Origin of the sequence: Microbacterium pullorum, assembly GCF_014836535.1 — a bacterium.
Classification (GTDB): Bacteria; Actinomycetota; Actinomycetes; order Actinomycetales; family Microbacteriaceae; genus Microbacterium; species Microbacterium pullorum.
In genome coordinates this window covers 244,688-260,069 of sequence record NZ_JACSQP010000005.1, presented here as the reverse complement: position 1 = coordinate 260,069, position 15,382 = coordinate 244,688, and the positions used below count along the sequence as shown (strand labels likewise).

Below are 15,382 nucleotides of genomic sequence, written 5' to 3'. Positions count from 1 at the left end.
TATGACGAGCACGCTGGAGGGCGCCCCGCGCCCCACCACCCTTCCGCCGCGACAGGCAGCGCTCATGAGCTCGTCGCGCGTCGAGCAGAAGGGCAACCTGATCGTCAAGTGGATCACCTCCACTGACCACAAGACCATCGGGTACATGTACCTGATCGCCTCGGTGCTGTTCTTCCTGCTGGGCGGTGTGATGGCACTCATCATCCGCGCCGAGCTGTTCGAGCCCGGCATGCAGGTGGTGCCGACGAAGGAGCAGTACAACCAGCTGTTCACGATGCACGGCACGATCATGCTGCTGATGTTCGCGACGCCGCTGTTCGCCGGGTTCGCCAACGCGATCCTCCCGCTGCAGATCGGTGCGCCCGACGTGGCATTCCCGCGTCTGAACGCGTTCGCCTTCTGGCTGTTCCTGTTCGGCTCGATCATCGCCATCTCCGGCTTCCTCACGCCGCAGGGTGCCGCCTCCTTCGGCTGGTTCGCGTATCAGCCGCTGGCCAACGCGACCTTCTCTCCCGGTGCCGGTGGCAACCTCTGGATGCTGGGTCTCGGCATGAGCGGTTTCGGCACGATCCTCGGTGCGGTGAACTTCATCACCACCATCATCACGATGCGCGCGCCCGGTATGACGATGTGGCGCATGCCGATCTTCACCTGGAACACGCTCATCACGAGCATCCTGATCCTGATGGCGTTCCCGGTGCTGGCCGCCGCGATCCTCTCGGCCGCCTCCGACCGCGTGCTGGGTTCGCACATCTTCGATCCGCAGAACGGCGGTGTGCTGCTGTGGCAGCACCTGTTCTGGTTCTTCGGTCACCCCGAGGTGTACATCATCGCGCTGCCGTTCTTCGGCATCGTCTCGGAGATCTTCCCGGTGTTCAGCCGCAAGCCGATCTTCGGTTACAAGACGCTGGTCTACGCCACCATCGCGATCGCGGCGCTCTCGGTGGCCGTCTGGGCGCACCACATGTACGTCACCGGTGCCGTGTTGCTGCCCTTCTTCGCGCTCATGACGATGCTCATCGCGGTGCCGACGGGCGTGAAGATCTTCAACTGGATCGGCACGATGTGGCGCGGGTCGATCACCTTCGAGACCCCGATGGTCTTCGCCCTCGGCTTCCTCGTCTCGTTCGTCTTCGGTGGACTGACGGGCGTGATCCTCGCCTCGCCGCCGCTGGACTTCCACCTGTCCGACTCGTACTTCGTGGTCGCGCACTTCCACTACGTCGTGTTCGGCACCGTCGTGTTCGCGATGTTCGCCGGCTTCTACTTCTGGTGGCCGAAGTGGACCGGCCGCATGCTCAACGAGCGCCTGGGCTACGTGCACTTCTGGATGCTGTTCATCGGGTTCCACATGACCTTCCTCGTGCAGCACTGGCTGGGCGTGGACGGCATGGTGCGCCGCTACGCCGATTACTCGGCCGCTGACGGCTGGACCTGGGGCAACCAGCTCTCCACCGTGGGCGCCATCATTCTGGGCGCCTCGATGCTGCCGTTCTTCCTGAACGTGTGGATCACCTCGCGCAAGCCCGCGACGATCACCGTCAACGACCCGTGGGGCTACGGCGGTTCGCTCGAGTGGGCGACCAGCTGCCCGCCGCCGCGTCACAACTTCACGTCGATCCCGCGCATCCGCAGCGAGCGCCCCGCCTTCGACCTGAACCACCCCGAGGCCGCCGTGCCCGTGGGTGTCGGTCCGGCCAAGGACGCTCCCGATGCCCCGGTCGTCGACATGGCCGAAGGAGAGGTGAAGTAAGTTGAAGACCAACGTCAACCTGTGGTGGATCCTCGGCGTCTTCTTCCTGATCGTCGCCGTCGTCTACACGTGGTGGAACATCATCGCCCACCCGGAGCTCGAGTGGTTCCACGCGATCGAGTGGGTCGGCACCGTCGCCCTGTTCTTCTCGGTCTTCATGTCGGGTCTCATCGGCTTCTACGTCGACCGCGTGCACAAGGCGCAGGGCGGGGAGCTGCCGGAAGACATGCTCACCGCCGACATCGATGACGGCGACCCCGAGGTGGGCGAGTTCAGCCCGTGGTCGTGGTGGCCGCTCGTGCTGGCCTTCTCCGCGGCGCTCGCCATGATCGGCCTCGCGGTCGGAACCTTCATGATCCCCATCGGTCTGGGTGTGTTCGTGATCGCGATCGTCGGCTGGGTGTTCGAGTACTACCGCGGGTACTTCGCCCGCTGATCCGATGCCGGCTCGCTTGAGAGCCGCCGCCGTTTCGAACGTCGGCGAGTTCCGCAGGATCAACCAGGATGCCGCGTTCGCGGCATCCTGGGCTGCGGCCGTAGCCGACGGGGTCGGCGGTGGACCCGCGGGCGATCTGGCCTCGGCGGCACTCGTGCACCGGGTGGCCTCGGGCCTGCCCGCGATGCGTGACGCCGAGCAGCTGGCCGCCCGCATGCGGTGGGCCAACTGGGACATCGGAGCGCACACCCGGCGCGATCCCGCGCTGGCGGGCATGGCGACGACCTACACCGGCCTGTGGCTGACGCAGGCCGGTGTGCTGCTGCTCGCGCACGCCGGCGACTCGCGTGCCTACCTGCTGCGCAACAACGCCCTGAGCCGTCAGACCCGGGATGACTCCCTCGTGCAGGCAATGGTCGACCAGGGCCTGCTGAGTCCCGAAGAGGCCGCGGTGCACCCGCGTCGCAACGTGATCACCGCCTCCCTGGGTGGACACGACGAAGACGTGGTCGCCGTCGCCGAGCTGCAGCCCGCCCTCGGCGACCGGTGGCTGCTGTGCAGCGACGGCGTCAGCGACTACGTGCCCCACGACGAGCTCGAGCGGCTGCTGCAGCTCGCTCCGTCGCCCGAGCGGGCCGCTGATTGGGTCGTGCGCGTGGCACTCGACGCCGGCACCCGCGACAATGCCACGGCGGTGGTCTGCGACATCGTCGAAGGCGGTGTGCTGAGCGACCGGCCGGTGTTCGTCGGCGCCGCCGTCGACCGTTTCGCCGAAGGCCTCGAGAGCGCCTGACGCCCCGCGCCGCCGGCTCAGCGCACGACCATGACGAGTGGGTCGAAGGTGCGGGGGAGCGGGCCGTCATCATTCTCGAGCGGCTGGCCCTCCCGGCCCCAGTACTCGTAGCCGCCGATCATCTCCCGCACCGTGAAGCCGGCAGTGGCGAACTCACGGGCGCCCTTGGTGGCGGCGTTGCATCCGGGGCTCCAGCAGTAGACCACGACGGGGACCGTCGGGTCGAGCTCCAGGGGAGCACGGCGGACGATGTCGCGGTAGGGCATGTGCAGGGCGCCGGGAATGCGCCCCTGAGCCCACGCCTCGTCGCTGCGCACGTCGACCAGCACGAAGGAATCTCCCGCCTGCTGCGACGCGTACACGTCGGACGGGTCGGTTTCGTGGCGGAGCTTGGCGGAGAGATAGTCGAGCGCGTCGGTCATGGGCCTCACGCTATGCGGGGGAGCGCTGCCGGCGCGACGGCAGCGCGGTCGGACGACGACGCAATCCTGCCGAAGGTCGCGGAACATGCCGCAGGCCCCGGCGGAATCCGCCGGGGCCTGCGTGTCACGAGGGACTCAGTCCTTCGAGGTCTTCTTGTCGTCGCCTTCGTCGGGGATGATCACGTTCGAGGGGCGGTTGGCCGTCTCGGTGCGGTGACCGTCGTCGATCGGGTGCAGGGGGGCGTCAGGGACCCCCGCGCGCTCGTGAGCGCCCCGCAGCTCGGCTGCCTCTTCCTCGGTCGTGTGGTCCAGCGCGTGGTGCTGGTGGGCCAGGGCCGCGTCGAGCTCGGCCTGAGTGAGCGGGGTGAGGCGGTCCTCGAAGAACCAGCGCGACAGCGACGCACGCAGGTTCTGGTGCCACGGGATGCGCCCGTTGGCGTTGGGACGCACCACGAGGGGAGCTTCGGTCTCGGTGGGGACGAGCTTGACGCGCTCGTACTCGTCGACCGGCTGGTGGACCTCGATGTACTCGCCACCGGGGAGGCGGACGATGCGCCCGGACTCGTAACCGTGCAGCACGATCTCGCGGTCCTTCTTCTGCAGCGCGATGCAGATGCGCTTGGTGACGAAGTAGGCGAACACCGGGCCGACGATCAGCAGCGCCTGCAGGGCGTGGATGACACCCTCCATCGTGAGATGGAAATGCGTGGCGATGAGGTCAGACGATGCGGCAGCCCAGAGGACGGCGTAGAAGGTGACACCGGCCGCGCCGATGGCGGTGCGGGTCGCCGCGTTGCGCGGGCGCTGCGCGATGTGGTGCTCGCGCTTGTCGCCGGTGATCCACGCTTCGATGAAGGGGTAGATCAGCACGAGCACGATGAACACGCCGATGATGCCCAGCGGCAGCAGGATGTTCCACGACCAGGTGCGGTCGAGGAAGACCGTCTCCAGGTGCGGGGGGACCAGGCGCAGCGCGCCGTCGGCGAAGCCGATGTACCAGTCGGGCTGCGTACCTGCCGACACCGGCGACGGGTCGTAGGGGCCGTAGTTCCAGATCGGGTTGATCGTGAACAGCGACGCGATCAGCACGAGCACGCCGAAGGTGATGAAGAAGAAGCCACCCATCTTCGACATGTAGACCGGCATCATCGGGTAGCCCACGACGTTGCTGTTCGTGCGGCCGGGGCCGGCGAACTGCGTGTGCTTGTTGACGATCATGAGCATGAGGTGCACGGCCAGCAGCGCCACGAGGATCGCGGGCAGAAGCAGGATGTGCAGCGTGTAGAGCCGACCGACGATGTCGGTTCCGGGGAACTCTCCGCCGAAGAGGAGGAAGGAGATCCACGTGCCGACCAGGGGGATGCCCTTGACCATGCCGTCGATGATGCGCAGACCGTTGCCCGAGAGCAGGTCATCGGGGAGCGAGTAGCCGGTGAAGCCCTCACCCATCGCGAGGATGAACAGCACGAAGCCGATCACCCAGTTCAGCTCACGCGGCTTGCGGAACGCGCCGGTGAAGAACACGCGCAGCATGTGCACGCCGATGCCGGCGACGAACACGAGCGCCGCCCAGTGGTGGATCTGGCGCACGAGCAGGCCACCGCGGATGTCGAACGACAGCCGCAGCGTCGACTCCATTGCTGCGGACATCGGGATGCCGCGCATGGGCTCGTAGGCGCCGTAGTAGTGGGTCTCCACCATCGACGCCTCGAAGAAGAACGTCAGGAACGTGCCGGACAGCAGCACGACGACGAAGCTCCACAGTGCGATCTCGCCCAGCATGAACGACCAGTGGTCGGGGAAGATCTTGCGTCCGAGCTCCTTGACGAAGCCCGAGATGCTGGTGCGCTCATCGATGTAGTTGGCCGCACCCGCGACGAACTTCCCGCCGAGCGGCTTCTCGTTGGACGACGCCGATGGCTCGGTCGTCGGCTCGGTGACAGTTGCGGTGCTCAATGGCGCTCCCAGAAACTCGGGCCGACCGGCTCGGTGAAGTCGCTGCGTGCGACGAGGTAGCCCTCGTCATCAACGGTGATGGGCAGCTGAGGCAGCGGGCGGGCTGCGGGTCCGAAGATCACCGCTGCGCCGTCCGACACGTCGAACTGCGACTGGTGGCAGGGGCACAGCAGATGGTGGGTCTGCTGCTCGTACAGGGCCACCGGGCAACCGACGTGCGTGCAGACCTTGGAGTACGCGACGATGCCGTCGTACGACCAGTCCTTGCGCTCGTCGGCCTCCTTGAGCTGCTCGGGGAGCAGCCGCACGGCCAGCACGATGGCCTTCGCCTTCTCCTCGAGATAGCCGTCATGGTGGCTGAGCGAGGCGAGGGACTCGGGGATGACCTGCACGACCGAGCCGAGGGTGAGGTCTGCCGCGCGGATGGGCAGACCGCTGGGGTCGTGCGCGAGACGCTCGCCTTCCTTCCACATGGTGTGGCTGAGCAGGTAGACCGGGTCGCCGGCGTGCGGGTTCTCGGGCGTGCTCTCGGGGGCGAGACCGCGGAACAGCGTGATGCCGGGGATCACCGATGCCACGAGCGCGGCGAACAGCGAGTTGCGGATCATCGTGCGGCGCCCGAAGCCGGACTCCTCGTTCGCGTCACGGAAGCCCTGAACGGCGGCTTCACGCGTCGCGTCGCGACCGCGGGTCGCATGACGGGGCTCGATGAACTCCTTGTCGGACATGATGGCCTTCGACCAGTGGATCGCACCGATGCCGATGGCCAGCAGCGCGAGTGCGATGCCGAGTCCGATGAAGAGGTTGTTGTTGCGGATGTCTACGATCCGCCCGCTCTCGATCGGGAAGATCATGTAGGCGGCGACCGCCCAGATGCTGCCCGCGAGCGACAGGTAGAACAGCGTGTAGACCGTACGCACGGCACGCTTCATCGCCGCGGGGTCCGAATCCGTCACGCGCGCGCGATGCGGCGGCAGGCCCGGATTCTCCACGGGGTCGGATACCGCGACTGCGAGCCCCGGCGAGGGCTTCCAAGAAGCCCTCTCGTGCTCGAGCGCGTCGTCCTCGTGTGTCATGGTGCTCCTCGTACGTTCCGTGATGCTGTGTCAGTGATCGATCAGTTCGACTTCGCCGTGATCCACACGGTGAGGGCGATGAGGCTGCCGATACCGAAGATCCAGATGAACAGACCCTCTGAAACCGGGCCGAGCGAGCCGAGCGAGAATCCGCCGGGCGACTCGGTGTTCTGCATGTAGAGCAGCGCGGAGATGATGTCGCGCTTCTCTTCGGTGGTGAGGGTCAAGTCGTTGAAGACGGGCATGTTCTGCGGGCCCGTGACCATCGCGGCATACATGTGCAGCGCGCTGGTGTTAGTCAGAGCGGGGGCGTACTTGCCTTCGGTGAGGGCACCACCGGCGGCGGCCACGTTGTGGCACATCGCGCAGTTGATGCGGAAGAGCTCGGCGCCGGCGGAGACGTCGCCTTCACCGTCGAGCACGTGGGCGTCGGGGAACGACGGACCGGGGGCCACCGACTGGGTGTAGGCCGCGAGGGCGTCGATCTGCTCCTGCGTGAACTGCACGGGCTTCTGCGGTGCCTGGGGTCCCTGCATCTGCAGCGGCATGCGGCCGGTGGAGACCTGGAACTCGACCGAGAGCTCGCCGACGCCGTAGAGCGACGGGCCGTTCTCGGTGCCCTGCAGGTCGAGGCCGTGACAGGTGGCGCAGTTGGCCTGGAAGAGCTTCTTGCCGTCTTCGACGGTGAGCGCCGAAGCGACCGTCTGGGGCTCAGAAGCGGCAACGGCTGCGGATGCGCCGGCGTAGACGCCGCCGGTCACCAGCAGGCCGATGCCGATCAGGGCGGCCGCGGCCCAGGGGCTCCGGCGTCCGTTCGAGCGGCGAGGGGTGTGTCGTGCCATATCGGGTTTCAGCTCCGCTCTCAGCTAACGAAGGGCAGCAAGTAGATGACGGCGAACAGCACGATCCAGACGACGTCGACGAAGTGCCAGTAGTACGAGACCACGATCGCCGTGGTCATCTCCTTGCGGCCGAAGTTCTTGACCGCGAAGGCGCGGCCGATGACCATGAGGAATGCGATGAGGCCACCGGTCACGTGCAGGGCGTGGAAGCCGGTGGTGATGTAGAACGCCGACCCGTAGGAGTCAGCGCTGATGGGCAGGCCCTCGGCGACGAGCGTCGCGTACTCCCAGACCTGGCCCGAGACGAACACCGCGCCCATGGCGAACGTGAGGAACAGCCACTCGACCATGCCCCACTTGCGCACGTTCCAGATGCTCCCGGTGCGGTAGGGCTGGAATCGCTCGGCGGCGAAGACGCCGGCCTGGCAGGTCACGGAGGACAGGACCAGGATCAGCGTGTTGACCGACGCGAAGGGCACGTTCAGCAGTTCGGAACGCTCCGCGAACAGCTCGGGCGAGGTGCTGCGCAGCGTGAAGAAGATCGCGAACAGGCCGGCGAAGAACATGACCTCGCTGCCGAGCCAGACAATGGTTCCGACAGCGACCGGGTCGGGTCGCTTGACCGACCGCATGGCCTGGGGATAGGTCGTTGGAGAGCTCGTCACACATTCATTATGGCTGAAAGTTGGCCGTGATTTTCGCATCAGGCTGCCGCGAATCGTTCGAGTGTTGGTTAGGCGACCCTAACTAGGGCAAGGGAATCTGCAGGTTGGCCAGCGATAGGCTTGCTCCTTATGGCTGAGCTCACTTCGTGGCCCGAAATCCTCACAACACTCCTCGACGCGCGTGATCTCAGCGTGTCGGAGTCGACCTGGGCGATGCGGCAGGTGATGTCGGGCTCGGCGACCCCGTCGCAGTTGGCCGGATTCCTGGTCGCGCTGCGGGCCAAGGGGGAGACCATCGACGAGATCGTCGGCTTCCGCGACGCGATCCTCGAGGCCGCGGTTCCGCTGCCGGTGCCGGCCGATGTGCTCGACATCGTCGGTACGGGAGGCGATCGGTTCGGCACCGTCAACGTCTCGACGATGTCGGCGATCGTCGCCGCGGCATCCGGGGTTCCCGTCGTCAAGCACGGCAACAAGGCCGCCAGCTCCAAGTCGGGCTCGTCCGACGTGCTGCGCGCCCTCGGCGTCGATCTCACGCTCTCGCCCGAGGCGGTTGCACAGACGCTGCGGCGCACCGGCATCACGTTCGCTTTCGCGTCGGCTTTCCATCCCGGTTTCCGTCACGCGGGGCCCACACGCGCCGAACTCGGCGTGCCGACCGTCTTCAACTTCCTCGGTCCGCTGTGCAACCCCGCCCGTGCCGAGGCCAACGCCGTCGGCGTCGCTCACCTCGACCGCGTCCCGCTCATCACCGGCGTGTTCCGCACGCGGGGGGCGACGGCGCTCGTCTTCCGCGGTGATGACGGTCTGGACGAGCTCACCACCACCGGCCACAGCCGGATGTGGGAGATCAGCCTGGGCGACGTGCACGAGCACGACATCGATCCGCGTGACCTCGGCATCCCGTTCGCCGACATCGGCGACCTGCTCGGCGGCGAGCCGGAGCACAACGCCGACGTCGTCCGCCGGGTGCTCGACGGCGAGGCTGGTCCGGTGCGCGACATCGTGCTGCTGAACACCGCCGCCGGGATCGTCGCCTACCGGTTGTCGCAGGATCCGTCGCAGGTGCAGCGCCCCATTCTGGAGAGGCTCGCCGAGGCGAAGGATGCCGCTGCGGCGACGATCGACAGCGGTGCGGCGGCGGCGACGCTGACCTCGTGGGTCGAGGCGACGCGGCAGCTCTCACGCTGAGTGCGCTGTCGTTTTCTTTTACACGGCGGGCCACTCCTGGGCCGTAGCGGCGCCCCGCTAGGTTGAGACCACTGTCAAGCGATCTCAAGGAGCGACATCTCATGTCGGAAACACCGGCCACCACGGCCGACACCATCGAACCCCCCGCACGCAAGGTGGGCCTCATCAAGGCGGCCGGAATCATCGGCATCCTCGGCGGCATCGCCCTGATCATCGTCGGAATCGTGGTCTGGGTGATGGTTTCGTCGCAGCTGCGCGCCGAGAACATCACCGTCCCCGATGACGCCATGGCCTTCCAGGGGCAGACCGTCGCCGGCCCCTTCACCGCCTTCGTGCAGGCAGACATCATCCAGCAGCACGCGCTGCACGCCTCGGAGGGCAAGACCTACGCCGAGCTCGCTCAGGACGACCCGGTGCGGGCCACCATGATGAACGCGTCGTTCCTGCGGGCGTCGCTGTTCACCTCGGTCGTGTCGTTCGGCGTCGCGGCCTTCGCGATGGGCGTCGGCATCCTGTCGATCATCTTCGGATGGGCCATCAACCGACTCGCGTCGGTGCCGGTCGTCGTGAAGCGGTCCACGCTCACCACGGTCTGACGTTTCTGCAGTACGGGCCCGCACCGCTTCGGTGCGGGCCCGTACTCTGTCGCCATGCATCCCTCTGACGCACTGAGCGAGATCGCGTCGCTGCTCGAGCGCGAGCGTGCCTCCCGGTATCGGTCGAAGGCGTTCCGCGCTGCGGCGGCCGCGATCGAGGGCCTCGACGAGGCGCAGCTGCGCGACACGGCCGCATTGCGGCGTCGCAAGGGCATCGGCGACTCCACCTTGGGTGTCATCCAGCAGGCTGTCGCCGGTGACACGCCCGCGTACCTCGCCGAGCTGCGGGAGAGCGCCGGCGTCGCGCCGGTCGGATCGGGCCTGCGCGCGCTGCTGCGTGGAGACCTGCACAGCCACTCCGACTGGTCGGACGGGCTGACATCGATCGACCTCATGGCCCAGGCGGGCCGTGCCTTGGGCCACGAGTACCTGGCGCTGACCGACCACTCACCGCGACTGCGGGTGGCCAACGGCTTGTCCGCCGAGCGGCTGCGCGAGCAGCTCACGATGCTGCCGCCGTTCAGCGGCGACGGGTTCACGCTGCTCAGCGGCATCGAGGTCGACATCCTCGACGACGGAGCCCTCGACCAGCGGGAAGAGCTGCTCACCCGGCTCGACGTCGTCGTGGCATCCGCCCACTCGAAGCTGCGTATGGAACGCCGGCCCATGACCCGCCGGCTCGTGGCGGCCGTGTCGAACCCGCACGTGCATGTGCTGGGGCACGTGACCGGGCGTCTGGTCGAGGGGGCGCGCGGCACGCGCCCGCCGTCGCAGTTCGACGCCGGCGAGGTCTTCGCCGCGTGCGCCGAGCACGGGGTCGCGGTCGAGATCAATTCGCGCCCCGAGCGACAGGATCCGCCCGACGAACTCATCGCCCTCGCGCTCGAGGCCGGATGCCTCTTCTCGATCGACTCCGACGCGCACGCGCCGGGGCAGCTGTCGCTGCTCGACCACGGCGCCGCACGCGCCGAACGGGCCGGGGTGCCGCCGGAGCGGATCGTGACGACGTGGCCGCTCGCGCGGCTGCGGGAGTGGACCGAGCGCCGCCGCTGACGCGCGCGGTCGTGAGACACCACTTCTCGGGTGGGACACCACGCATTGCGGTGCGTCTCGACCGGGAAGTGGTTTGTCAGCCGCGGGCGGTCAGCGCGTCGAGGGCGCGCTGCATCGACGTGCCGAGACCCCAGCGCTCGGCGAACGCCTGCGCGGCGGCGGCATCCGGCGCGCTCAGCCGGGATGCCGGTGGGGTGATGTCGAGGTCGGTGACCACGGCGACGACGGTGGGCGCGACGGCGAGGTAGTCGCGGGCGGCGAGGATCTTGGCGCGCGCCGACGCGGCGATGCCCTCGCCCGACTCCGCGGCGGCGAGGATGCCGGCGAGGTCGCCGTGGGCGGCCAGCAGCGAGGCGGCCGTCTTCTCGCCGACACCGGGGACCCCCGGCAGACCATCGGAGGCGTCACCGCGCATCGTGGCGAAATCGGCGTACTGCGCCGGCAGCACGCCGTACTTGGCGACGACCGTGGCATCGGTCACGACGTCGAGGTTGCTCATGCCGCGTGCCGTGTAGATGACACGCACGTCGCGTGCGTCGTCGACGAGCTGGAACAGATCGCGGTCGCCCGTGACGATGTCGACCGGCATGGCGGCGTGGGTTGCGAGCGTGCCGATGACGTCGTCGGCCTCGTGGTCGGCGCGGCCCACGACCGCGATGTCGAGGAGCGCGAGGGCCTCGCGGATGAGCGGGATCTGAGTCTCGAGCGGATCGGGAACCACCTCGATGTCGGAGCCACCGGGCACGACCTCCGCGACGCGGTGGGTCTTGTACGTGGGGATGAGATCGACCCGCCACTGCGGGCGCCAGTCGTCGTCCCAGCAGGCCACCAGATCGGTCGGCTCGTAGGTGGTCACGAGCTTCGCGATGATGTCGAGCAGGCCGCGCACGGCGTTGACGGGCGTGCCGTCGGGGGAGCGCACCGTGTCGGGCACGCCGTAGAAGGCGCGGAAGTACAGCGACGCGGTGTCGAGGAGCATGAGGCGGTCGGTCACGCGTTCATCCTGCCATTCGCTCCGGTCAGCAGCCGGGGCCTCCCGGGTCTTCGAGGCAGGTGCGGTCGACCAGCGCGGTGCGCACCTCGACCACACGCACGCTGTAGCCGCCCGCGGTGGCCTCGACGAAGCCGGGCACGTTGCGCCACGCACCGGTGCCGAAGTCGACGGATGCCGCGTATCGCACCGTGACCGCGGCGCCGTAGGTGCCCCGCGCGCCGTAGGCATGGCTCGTCGCGGTGGCGGTGAACTGCGCCTGGCCGAGCGCGGGCCAGGTGGCGCCACCGGTCGTGGTGGTGCGGCTGGAGCCGTCGCCGTAGTGGAAGACGTACTGGGTGGGGGTGAATCGCACCACGACCGGCAGGTCGAACAGCTCGCCCGCGATCTGCTGCTCGGTCGCGGCGGCGACGAAGTTCGCCGGCATGCCGACGACCGCCACGCCGTCGGGCTCGCCGGCGATGCTCGGGCGCGCCGGCGTGAACGAAGCGAGATCGGCGAGGGTGACCTCCGGCAGCATCCACACCTCGTAGTTGCCGCGGCAGCCGACGACCGGGTTGCACTCCTCGTCGGCGCCGGCGACGGGCTGATCGACCTGCGGGCCGCGGCCGGGGCCACGATCGCCGCCGCCGCTGCCACTACCGCCGCCGCTGGTTCCGGGCGCTGTGTAGTCCGCGCCGATCTCGATGGACGATCCCGTGTTTACCGTCTGGCAAGTCGCCGACCAGGATCCAACGTCGTCGCAGTCCTGGGGTGCCGCTGCGAGCCAGGCGGTGGAGACCAGCGCCAAGGAAACTAGGAGCATGAGGGGGCGCCAGCTCTGCCGCCGATCGAAGCAATAAGCAGCTCGGTCGGGCTTTCCGAATCTGGGACGAGATAGACCAACAACGTCTGGATCGGGCTTCTGTCGGGGGAGACCAATGAGTTGCCGTCTGGATCCTGGAGGGCGATCGCGGAGACATCCAGACAGACTGCTAGATCCGTGAAGGAGACGAGGTCGGTGTCATTTGGTTCGAGGAGCTCGATTGTGCTTGTTCCTGACACCTCGACTCCTGATGCGTGGTAGCTGGATAAGCCTTCTCTGTCATTCGCGTTGAGTTCACCCGTGGTCCAGGCGAACACGGGTTCGAACGTGTCGGGGTCGCTCAGATCCACCTGGTTGAGGGCCTCGACGTAGGCGCGGTACGTCTCCTCGGCGGCGGCGAACGCCTCCGCTTCCGAGGCGAACCCGGTGGGGGTCGGCGTCGGTTCCGGCTCGGGCGCGCATCCGGCCAGGCCGAGCGCGGTCGTGATGAGCAGCGCCGCCGCGGCGGCCGCGACCGCCCGCCGTGGCATCATGCGCACACGCTACCGCGCGGCATCCCCGCGGCATCCGGTTATCCACAACCGGCCGTGCGGCGGAGTCAGCCCGGTGTCTGCCCGCCTCGGCGCACGCGATCGGCCAACGCCGCGACGGCGCGGTCCAGGCCGATCACGATGGCGGCGACCACGGCGATGGCCGTGACCACCTGGACGAGGCCCAGCAGCGCCCCGCCGATGCCGAGTTCGTCGATGTTGAGGAAGGGATAGGGGAAGCGGTCGGCGATCGTCGGGAAGGCGACGGCGCGGGCGAGCGTGATGATGCCGTAGACCAGCGGATACACGAGCCACAGCAACCCGTCGCGCCACCGCACCACCCGCCGCGGCCCGAACGCCAGCCAATCGACGAGCACCATGCCGGGAACGACGTAATGCAAGATGAACAGCGACCGGTTGGCCAGGGCATCCGCCGGATCGGCGACGAACAGTCCCGGCAGCGGGCTCGCGCCGAAGTTGAGCAGCACGTGCGAGACGAGCGCCGTCGTGAGGATCCAGGCCGTCACGGCGCCGCGCAGCCGCGGCGCGGGCGCGTCGGGTGTGCGGCGGCGGAGCATCCAGTACAGCGCCCCGGCGAAGTAGGCGAAGACGATCACGTTGCTCTGCGTCGTGAAGAAGATGAGCCGGTGGTTGCCGCTCGCGAGCCCCAGCACGCACACCACGACGATCGCGACGCGCCACCAGAACTGCACGGTGGTGGCGACCCGGGCACGGGGTGCGGCGGCCATCTCGTTCCTCTCTCACGGCCCCTGAACGCTAGATCGGCCGCGGGGAGGTGTCAAAGCGGTGGAAGACTGGAACGACCATGGCCGATCACCCCATCTGCCCCTGCGGGAGCACCTCGCCGCTCACCGCCTGCTGCGGCCCGTACCTGGCGGGCGCGTCGGCGCCCACGCCCGAGGCGCTCATGCGCTCGCGCTACACCGCGTTCGCGTTGGGTGACGCGCGGTATCTGGAGCAGACCTGGCATCCGGGCACCCGCCCCGAGCACGTCGAGCTCGAGCCGGGGCTGCGATGGACGGGACTGGAGATCGTCGCGGCGGACGGAGGCGACAAGCGCGGCACGGTGGAGTTCCGCGCGCATTGGACCGCCGGGCGCACGCGGGGCGTGCTGCACGAGCGCAGCCGGTTCGTGCGTCAGAGCGGCCGGTGGTGGTACCTCGACGGCGTGATCGACCCGCAGGTCACAACGGCGCGGTGATGGCTTCGTGCACGCGCCGCAGATCGACGACGATCGAGCCGATCAGCATCCAGTTCATCGATGACGGCGCATGCAGTTCCAACGGTCGCGTGAGTGCCGGCTCATCGTCGACCGGCCCCTGACCCTGGTCGGCAGCGGGCCCGGTGAGCAGACGCAGGTCGTGGGCCGCTCGGCGCAGCTGCTCGGCGATCTCGGGTGCCGACGGCTCGTCGATCAGCTCATCGGTGCCGAAGTCGTGCACGGCGCGCGTCATGCCGACCACCTGCGTGACGATGCCGCCGAACCGCTCCAGCCGCTTGCTCAACTCGTCGATCTGCGGGCGGTAGCGGGGCGCGCGCGGGTTGAGGGCGAGCGAGTCGTTCGAGGCGGACAGGGCCGTCTCGGCGGCGTCGCGCATGGGCCGGAGCAGGCGGGCCGTCAGCAGCAGCTCCTCCAGCTCGGGGCGGGTGCGCGGCTCCACAAAGGCGCCCGCCAGCCGGTCGAGCGTCGCGGCGGTCTCGAGGCCGAGCGCGTCCACGCGCTGTCGAGCCGGGGTGACGAGCACGGGAGGTGCGAGCAGCACGCTGATCGCGAGGCCCACGGCGGCGCCGATGATCGTCTCGACGATGCGGGCGCCGGCGTACCCGGGGGTGGTGACGCCGAGCGCGAGGACCAGCAGCGCGCTGATCACCATCTGGTTGCTGACACCGGTGGTCATGCGCAGTGCCCACGCGACCACCAGAGACACCACGATCGCGGTGAGCGCGACCCACGTGGCCGTGCCGAACGCGAGACCCAGCGCCGAAGCGATGGCGACGCCCGCGATCACTCCGACGGTGCGCTCGAGGGCCTTGGTCGCCGACTGGTTGAGGCTCGGCTGCACCACGAGCAGCGCGGCGATGGCCGCGAAGACCGGGGGCGGTCCCGGCATGAGCCACGCAGCGGCGAGCCACGCGAGCACCGTGGCGAGCGCGGACTTCGCGACCTGCAGCAGCGGCAGGCGGCGGTCGACGCGCAGAGCAGCGGTGAGAGCCATGCCTCCACGCTAGGCCTCGTGATGCCGCGGCGTCAG

Annotated in this window: 17 protein-coding genes; 7 read left to right on the top strand and 10 right to left on the bottom strand. The window is 68.5% G+C overall.

What is annotated here, in order from left to right:
- Position 1 precedes the first annotated feature (1 nt).
- The 3 genes from ctaD to H9651_RS10260 are packed head-to-tail and all read left to right on the top strand — an operon-like array spanning position 2 to position 2,982.
- Positions 2 to 1,753, top strand: a complete 1,752-nt coding sequence (ctaD, locus tag H9651_RS10270; protein ID WP_191719208.1) for an aa3-type cytochrome oxidase subunit I — start codon at positions 2 to 4, stop codon at positions 1,751 to 1,753.
- Between the two features lies 1 nt (position 1,754).
- A complete protein-coding gene (locus H9651_RS10265) occupies positions 1,755 to 2,189 on the top strand; it encodes a cytochrome c oxidase subunit 4 (RefSeq protein WP_191719207.1) in 435 nt (144 codons plus the stop codon).
- A gap of 16 nt (positions 2,190 to 2,205) precedes the next feature.
- Positions 2,206 to 2,982, top strand: a complete 777-nt coding sequence (locus tag H9651_RS10260) for a PP2C family protein-serine/threonine phosphatase (RefSeq protein ID WP_225216609.1) — start codon at positions 2,206 to 2,208, stop codon at positions 2,980 to 2,982.
- 17 nt (positions 2,983 to 2,999) lie between these two features.
- Here the strand turns inward: H9651_RS10260 and H9651_RS10255 are convergent, their stop codons facing one another.
- The 5 genes from H9651_RS10255 to ctaE form a co-directional block, all read right to left on the bottom strand.
- Positions 3,000 to 3,404, bottom strand: coding sequence for a rhodanese-like domain-containing protein (locus H9651_RS10255; protein WP_191719205.1), 405 nt, complete (start codon positions 3,402 to 3,404; stop codon positions 3,000 to 3,002).
- 135 nt (positions 3,405 to 3,539) lie between these two features.
- Positions 3,540 to 5,360 (bottom strand): cytochrome bc1 complex cytochrome b subunit, encoded by a 1,821-nt coding sequence (gene qcrB, locus H9651_RS10250; protein ID WP_191719204.1) that lies wholly within the window; start codon positions 5,358 to 5,360, stop codon positions 3,540 to 3,542.
- Positions 5,357 to 6,436, bottom strand: a complete 1,080-nt coding sequence (gene qcrA, locus H9651_RS10245; RefSeq protein WP_191719203.1) for a cytochrome bc1 complex Rieske iron-sulfur subunit — start codon at positions 6,434 to 6,436, stop codon at positions 5,357 to 5,359. Before qcrA ends, qcrB begins: the two co-directional genes overlap by 4 nt.
- 41 nt (positions 6,437 to 6,477) lie before the next feature.
- Positions 6,478 to 7,278: a cytochrome bc1 complex diheme cytochrome c subunit gene (gene qcrC, locus H9651_RS10240; RefSeq protein WP_191719202.1), complete on the bottom strand. Its 801-nt coding sequence runs from the start codon at positions 7,276 to 7,278 to the stop codon at positions 6,478 to 6,480.
- Between the two features lie 20 nt (positions 7,279 to 7,298).
- Positions 7,299 to 7,910 carry an aa3-type cytochrome oxidase subunit III gene (gene ctaE, locus H9651_RS10235; protein WP_191719316.1) on the bottom strand — a complete coding sequence of 204 codons (612 nt, stop codon included), beginning with the start codon at positions 7,908 to 7,910 and terminating at the stop codon, positions 7,299 to 7,301.
- Between the two features lie 162 nt (positions 7,911 to 8,072).
- Here ctaE and trpD point away from each other — a divergent pair, with 162 nt between their 5' ends.
- The 3 genes from trpD to H9651_RS10220 all read left to right on the top strand — a co-directional run bounded on the left by trpD (position 8,073) and on the right by H9651_RS10220 (position 10,783).
- Complete coding sequence (gene trpD / locus H9651_RS10230) at positions 8,073 to 9,134, top strand: anthranilate phosphoribosyltransferase (protein ID WP_191719201.1); 1,062 nt, start codon at positions 8,073 to 8,075, stop codon at positions 9,132 to 9,134.
- 101 nt (positions 9,135 to 9,235) lie between these two features.
- Positions 9,236 to 9,730 (top strand): aromatic ring-opening dioxygenase LigA, encoded by a 495-nt coding sequence (locus H9651_RS10225; protein WP_191719200.1) that lies wholly within the window; start codon positions 9,236 to 9,238, stop codon positions 9,728 to 9,730.
- Between the two features lie 54 nt (positions 9,731 to 9,784).
- On the top strand, positions 9,785 to 10,783 hold the full coding sequence (locus tag H9651_RS10220; protein WP_191719199.1) for a PHP domain-containing protein: 999 nt from the start codon (positions 9,785 to 9,787) through the stop codon (positions 10,781 to 10,783).
- Positions 10,784 to 10,859: 76 nt separating this feature from the next.
- Here H9651_RS10220 and H9651_RS10215 read toward each other — a convergent pair whose 3' ends face one another.
- From H9651_RS10215 to H9651_RS10200, 4 genes are all read right to left on the bottom strand, one after another.
- Positions 10,860 to 11,777, bottom strand: a complete 918-nt coding sequence (locus H9651_RS10215) for a 5'-3' exonuclease (protein WP_191719198.1) — start codon at positions 11,775 to 11,777, stop codon at positions 10,860 to 10,862.
- A 25-nt stretch (positions 11,778 to 11,802) separates the two neighbouring features.
- On the bottom strand, positions 11,803 to 12,579 hold the full coding sequence (locus H9651_RS10210) for a hypothetical protein (RefSeq protein WP_191719197.1): 777 nt from the start codon (positions 12,577 to 12,579) through the stop codon (positions 11,803 to 11,805).
- Positions 12,570 to 13,112, bottom strand: coding sequence for a hypothetical protein (locus H9651_RS10205; RefSeq protein WP_191719196.1), 543 nt, complete (start codon positions 13,110 to 13,112; stop codon positions 12,570 to 12,572). Before H9651_RS10205 ends, H9651_RS10210 begins: the two co-directional genes overlap by 10 nt.
- 65 nt (positions 13,113 to 13,177) lie before the next feature.
- Positions 13,178 to 13,858 carry a Pr6Pr family membrane protein gene (locus H9651_RS10200; RefSeq protein ID WP_191719195.1) on the bottom strand — a complete coding sequence of 227 codons (681 nt, stop codon included), beginning with the start codon at positions 13,856 to 13,858 and terminating at the stop codon, positions 13,178 to 13,180.
- 77 nt (positions 13,859 to 13,935) lie between these two features.
- Here H9651_RS10200 and H9651_RS10195 point away from each other — a divergent pair, with 77 nt between their 5' ends.
- Complete coding sequence (locus tag H9651_RS10195; RefSeq protein ID WP_191719194.1) at positions 13,936 to 14,331, top strand: YchJ family protein; 396 nt, start codon at positions 13,936 to 13,938, stop codon at positions 14,329 to 14,331.
- Here the strand turns inward: H9651_RS10195 and H9651_RS10190 are convergent.
- Entirely contained in the window at positions 14,315 to 15,346 is a 1,032-nt protein-coding gene (locus tag H9651_RS10190) for an FUSC family protein (RefSeq protein WP_191719193.1), read from the bottom strand. The two genes, H9651_RS10195 and H9651_RS10190, sit on opposite strands and share 17 nt — an antisense overlap.
- Between the last annotated feature and the right edge of the window lie 36 nt (positions 15,347 to 15,382).

Excerpts from the sequence above, each read along its gene's own strand:
- H9651_RS10255 (WP_191719205.1), bottom strand. The coding sequence starts at position 3,404 with ATGACCGACGCGCTCGACTATCTCTCCGCCAAGCTCCGCCACGAAACC.
- qcrA (WP_191719203.1), bottom strand. The coding sequence starts at position 6,436 with ATGACACACGAGGACGACGCGCTCGAGCACGAGAGGGCTTCTTGGAAG.
- H9651_RS10190 (WP_191719193.1), bottom strand. The coding sequence starts at position 15,346 with ATGGCTCTCACCGCTGCTCTGCGCGTCGACCGCCGCCTGCCGCTGCTG.
- H9651_RS10225 (WP_191719200.1), top strand. The coding sequence starts at position 9,236 with ATGTCGGAAACACCGGCCACCACGGCCGACACCATCGAACCCCCCGCA.
- H9651_RS10200 (WP_191719195.1), bottom strand. The coding sequence starts at position 13,858 with ATGGCCGCCGCACCCCGTGCCCGGGTCGCCACCACCGTGCAGTTCTGG.
- H9651_RS10220 (WP_191719199.1), top strand. The coding sequence starts at position 9,785 with ATGCATCCCTCTGACGCACTGAGCGAGATCGCGTCGCTGCTCGAGCGC.
- ctaE (WP_191719316.1), bottom strand. The coding sequence starts at position 7,910 with ATGCGGTCGGTCAAGCGACCCGACCCGGTCGCTGTCGGAACCATTGTC.
- H9651_RS10210 (WP_191719197.1), bottom strand. The coding sequence starts at position 12,579 with ATGCTCCTAGTTTCCTTGGCGCTGGTCTCCACCGCCTGGCTCGCAGCG.
- qcrC (WP_191719202.1), bottom strand. The coding sequence starts at position 7,278 with ATGGCACGACACACCCCTCGCCGCTCGAACGGACGCCGGAGCCCCTGG.
- H9651_RS10205 (WP_191719196.1), bottom strand. The coding sequence starts at position 13,112 with ATGATGCCACGGCGGGCGGTCGCGGCCGCCGCGGCGGCGCTGCTCATC.
- trpD (WP_191719201.1), top strand. The coding sequence starts at position 8,073 with ATGGCTGAGCTCACTTCGTGGCCCGAAATCCTCACAACACTCCTCGAC.
- ctaD (WP_191719208.1), top strand. The coding sequence starts at position 2 with ATGACGAGCACGCTGGAGGGCGCCCCGCGCCCCACCACCCTTCCGCCG.
- H9651_RS10195 (WP_191719194.1), top strand. The coding sequence starts at position 13,936 with ATGGCCGATCACCCCATCTGCCCCTGCGGGAGCACCTCGCCGCTCACC.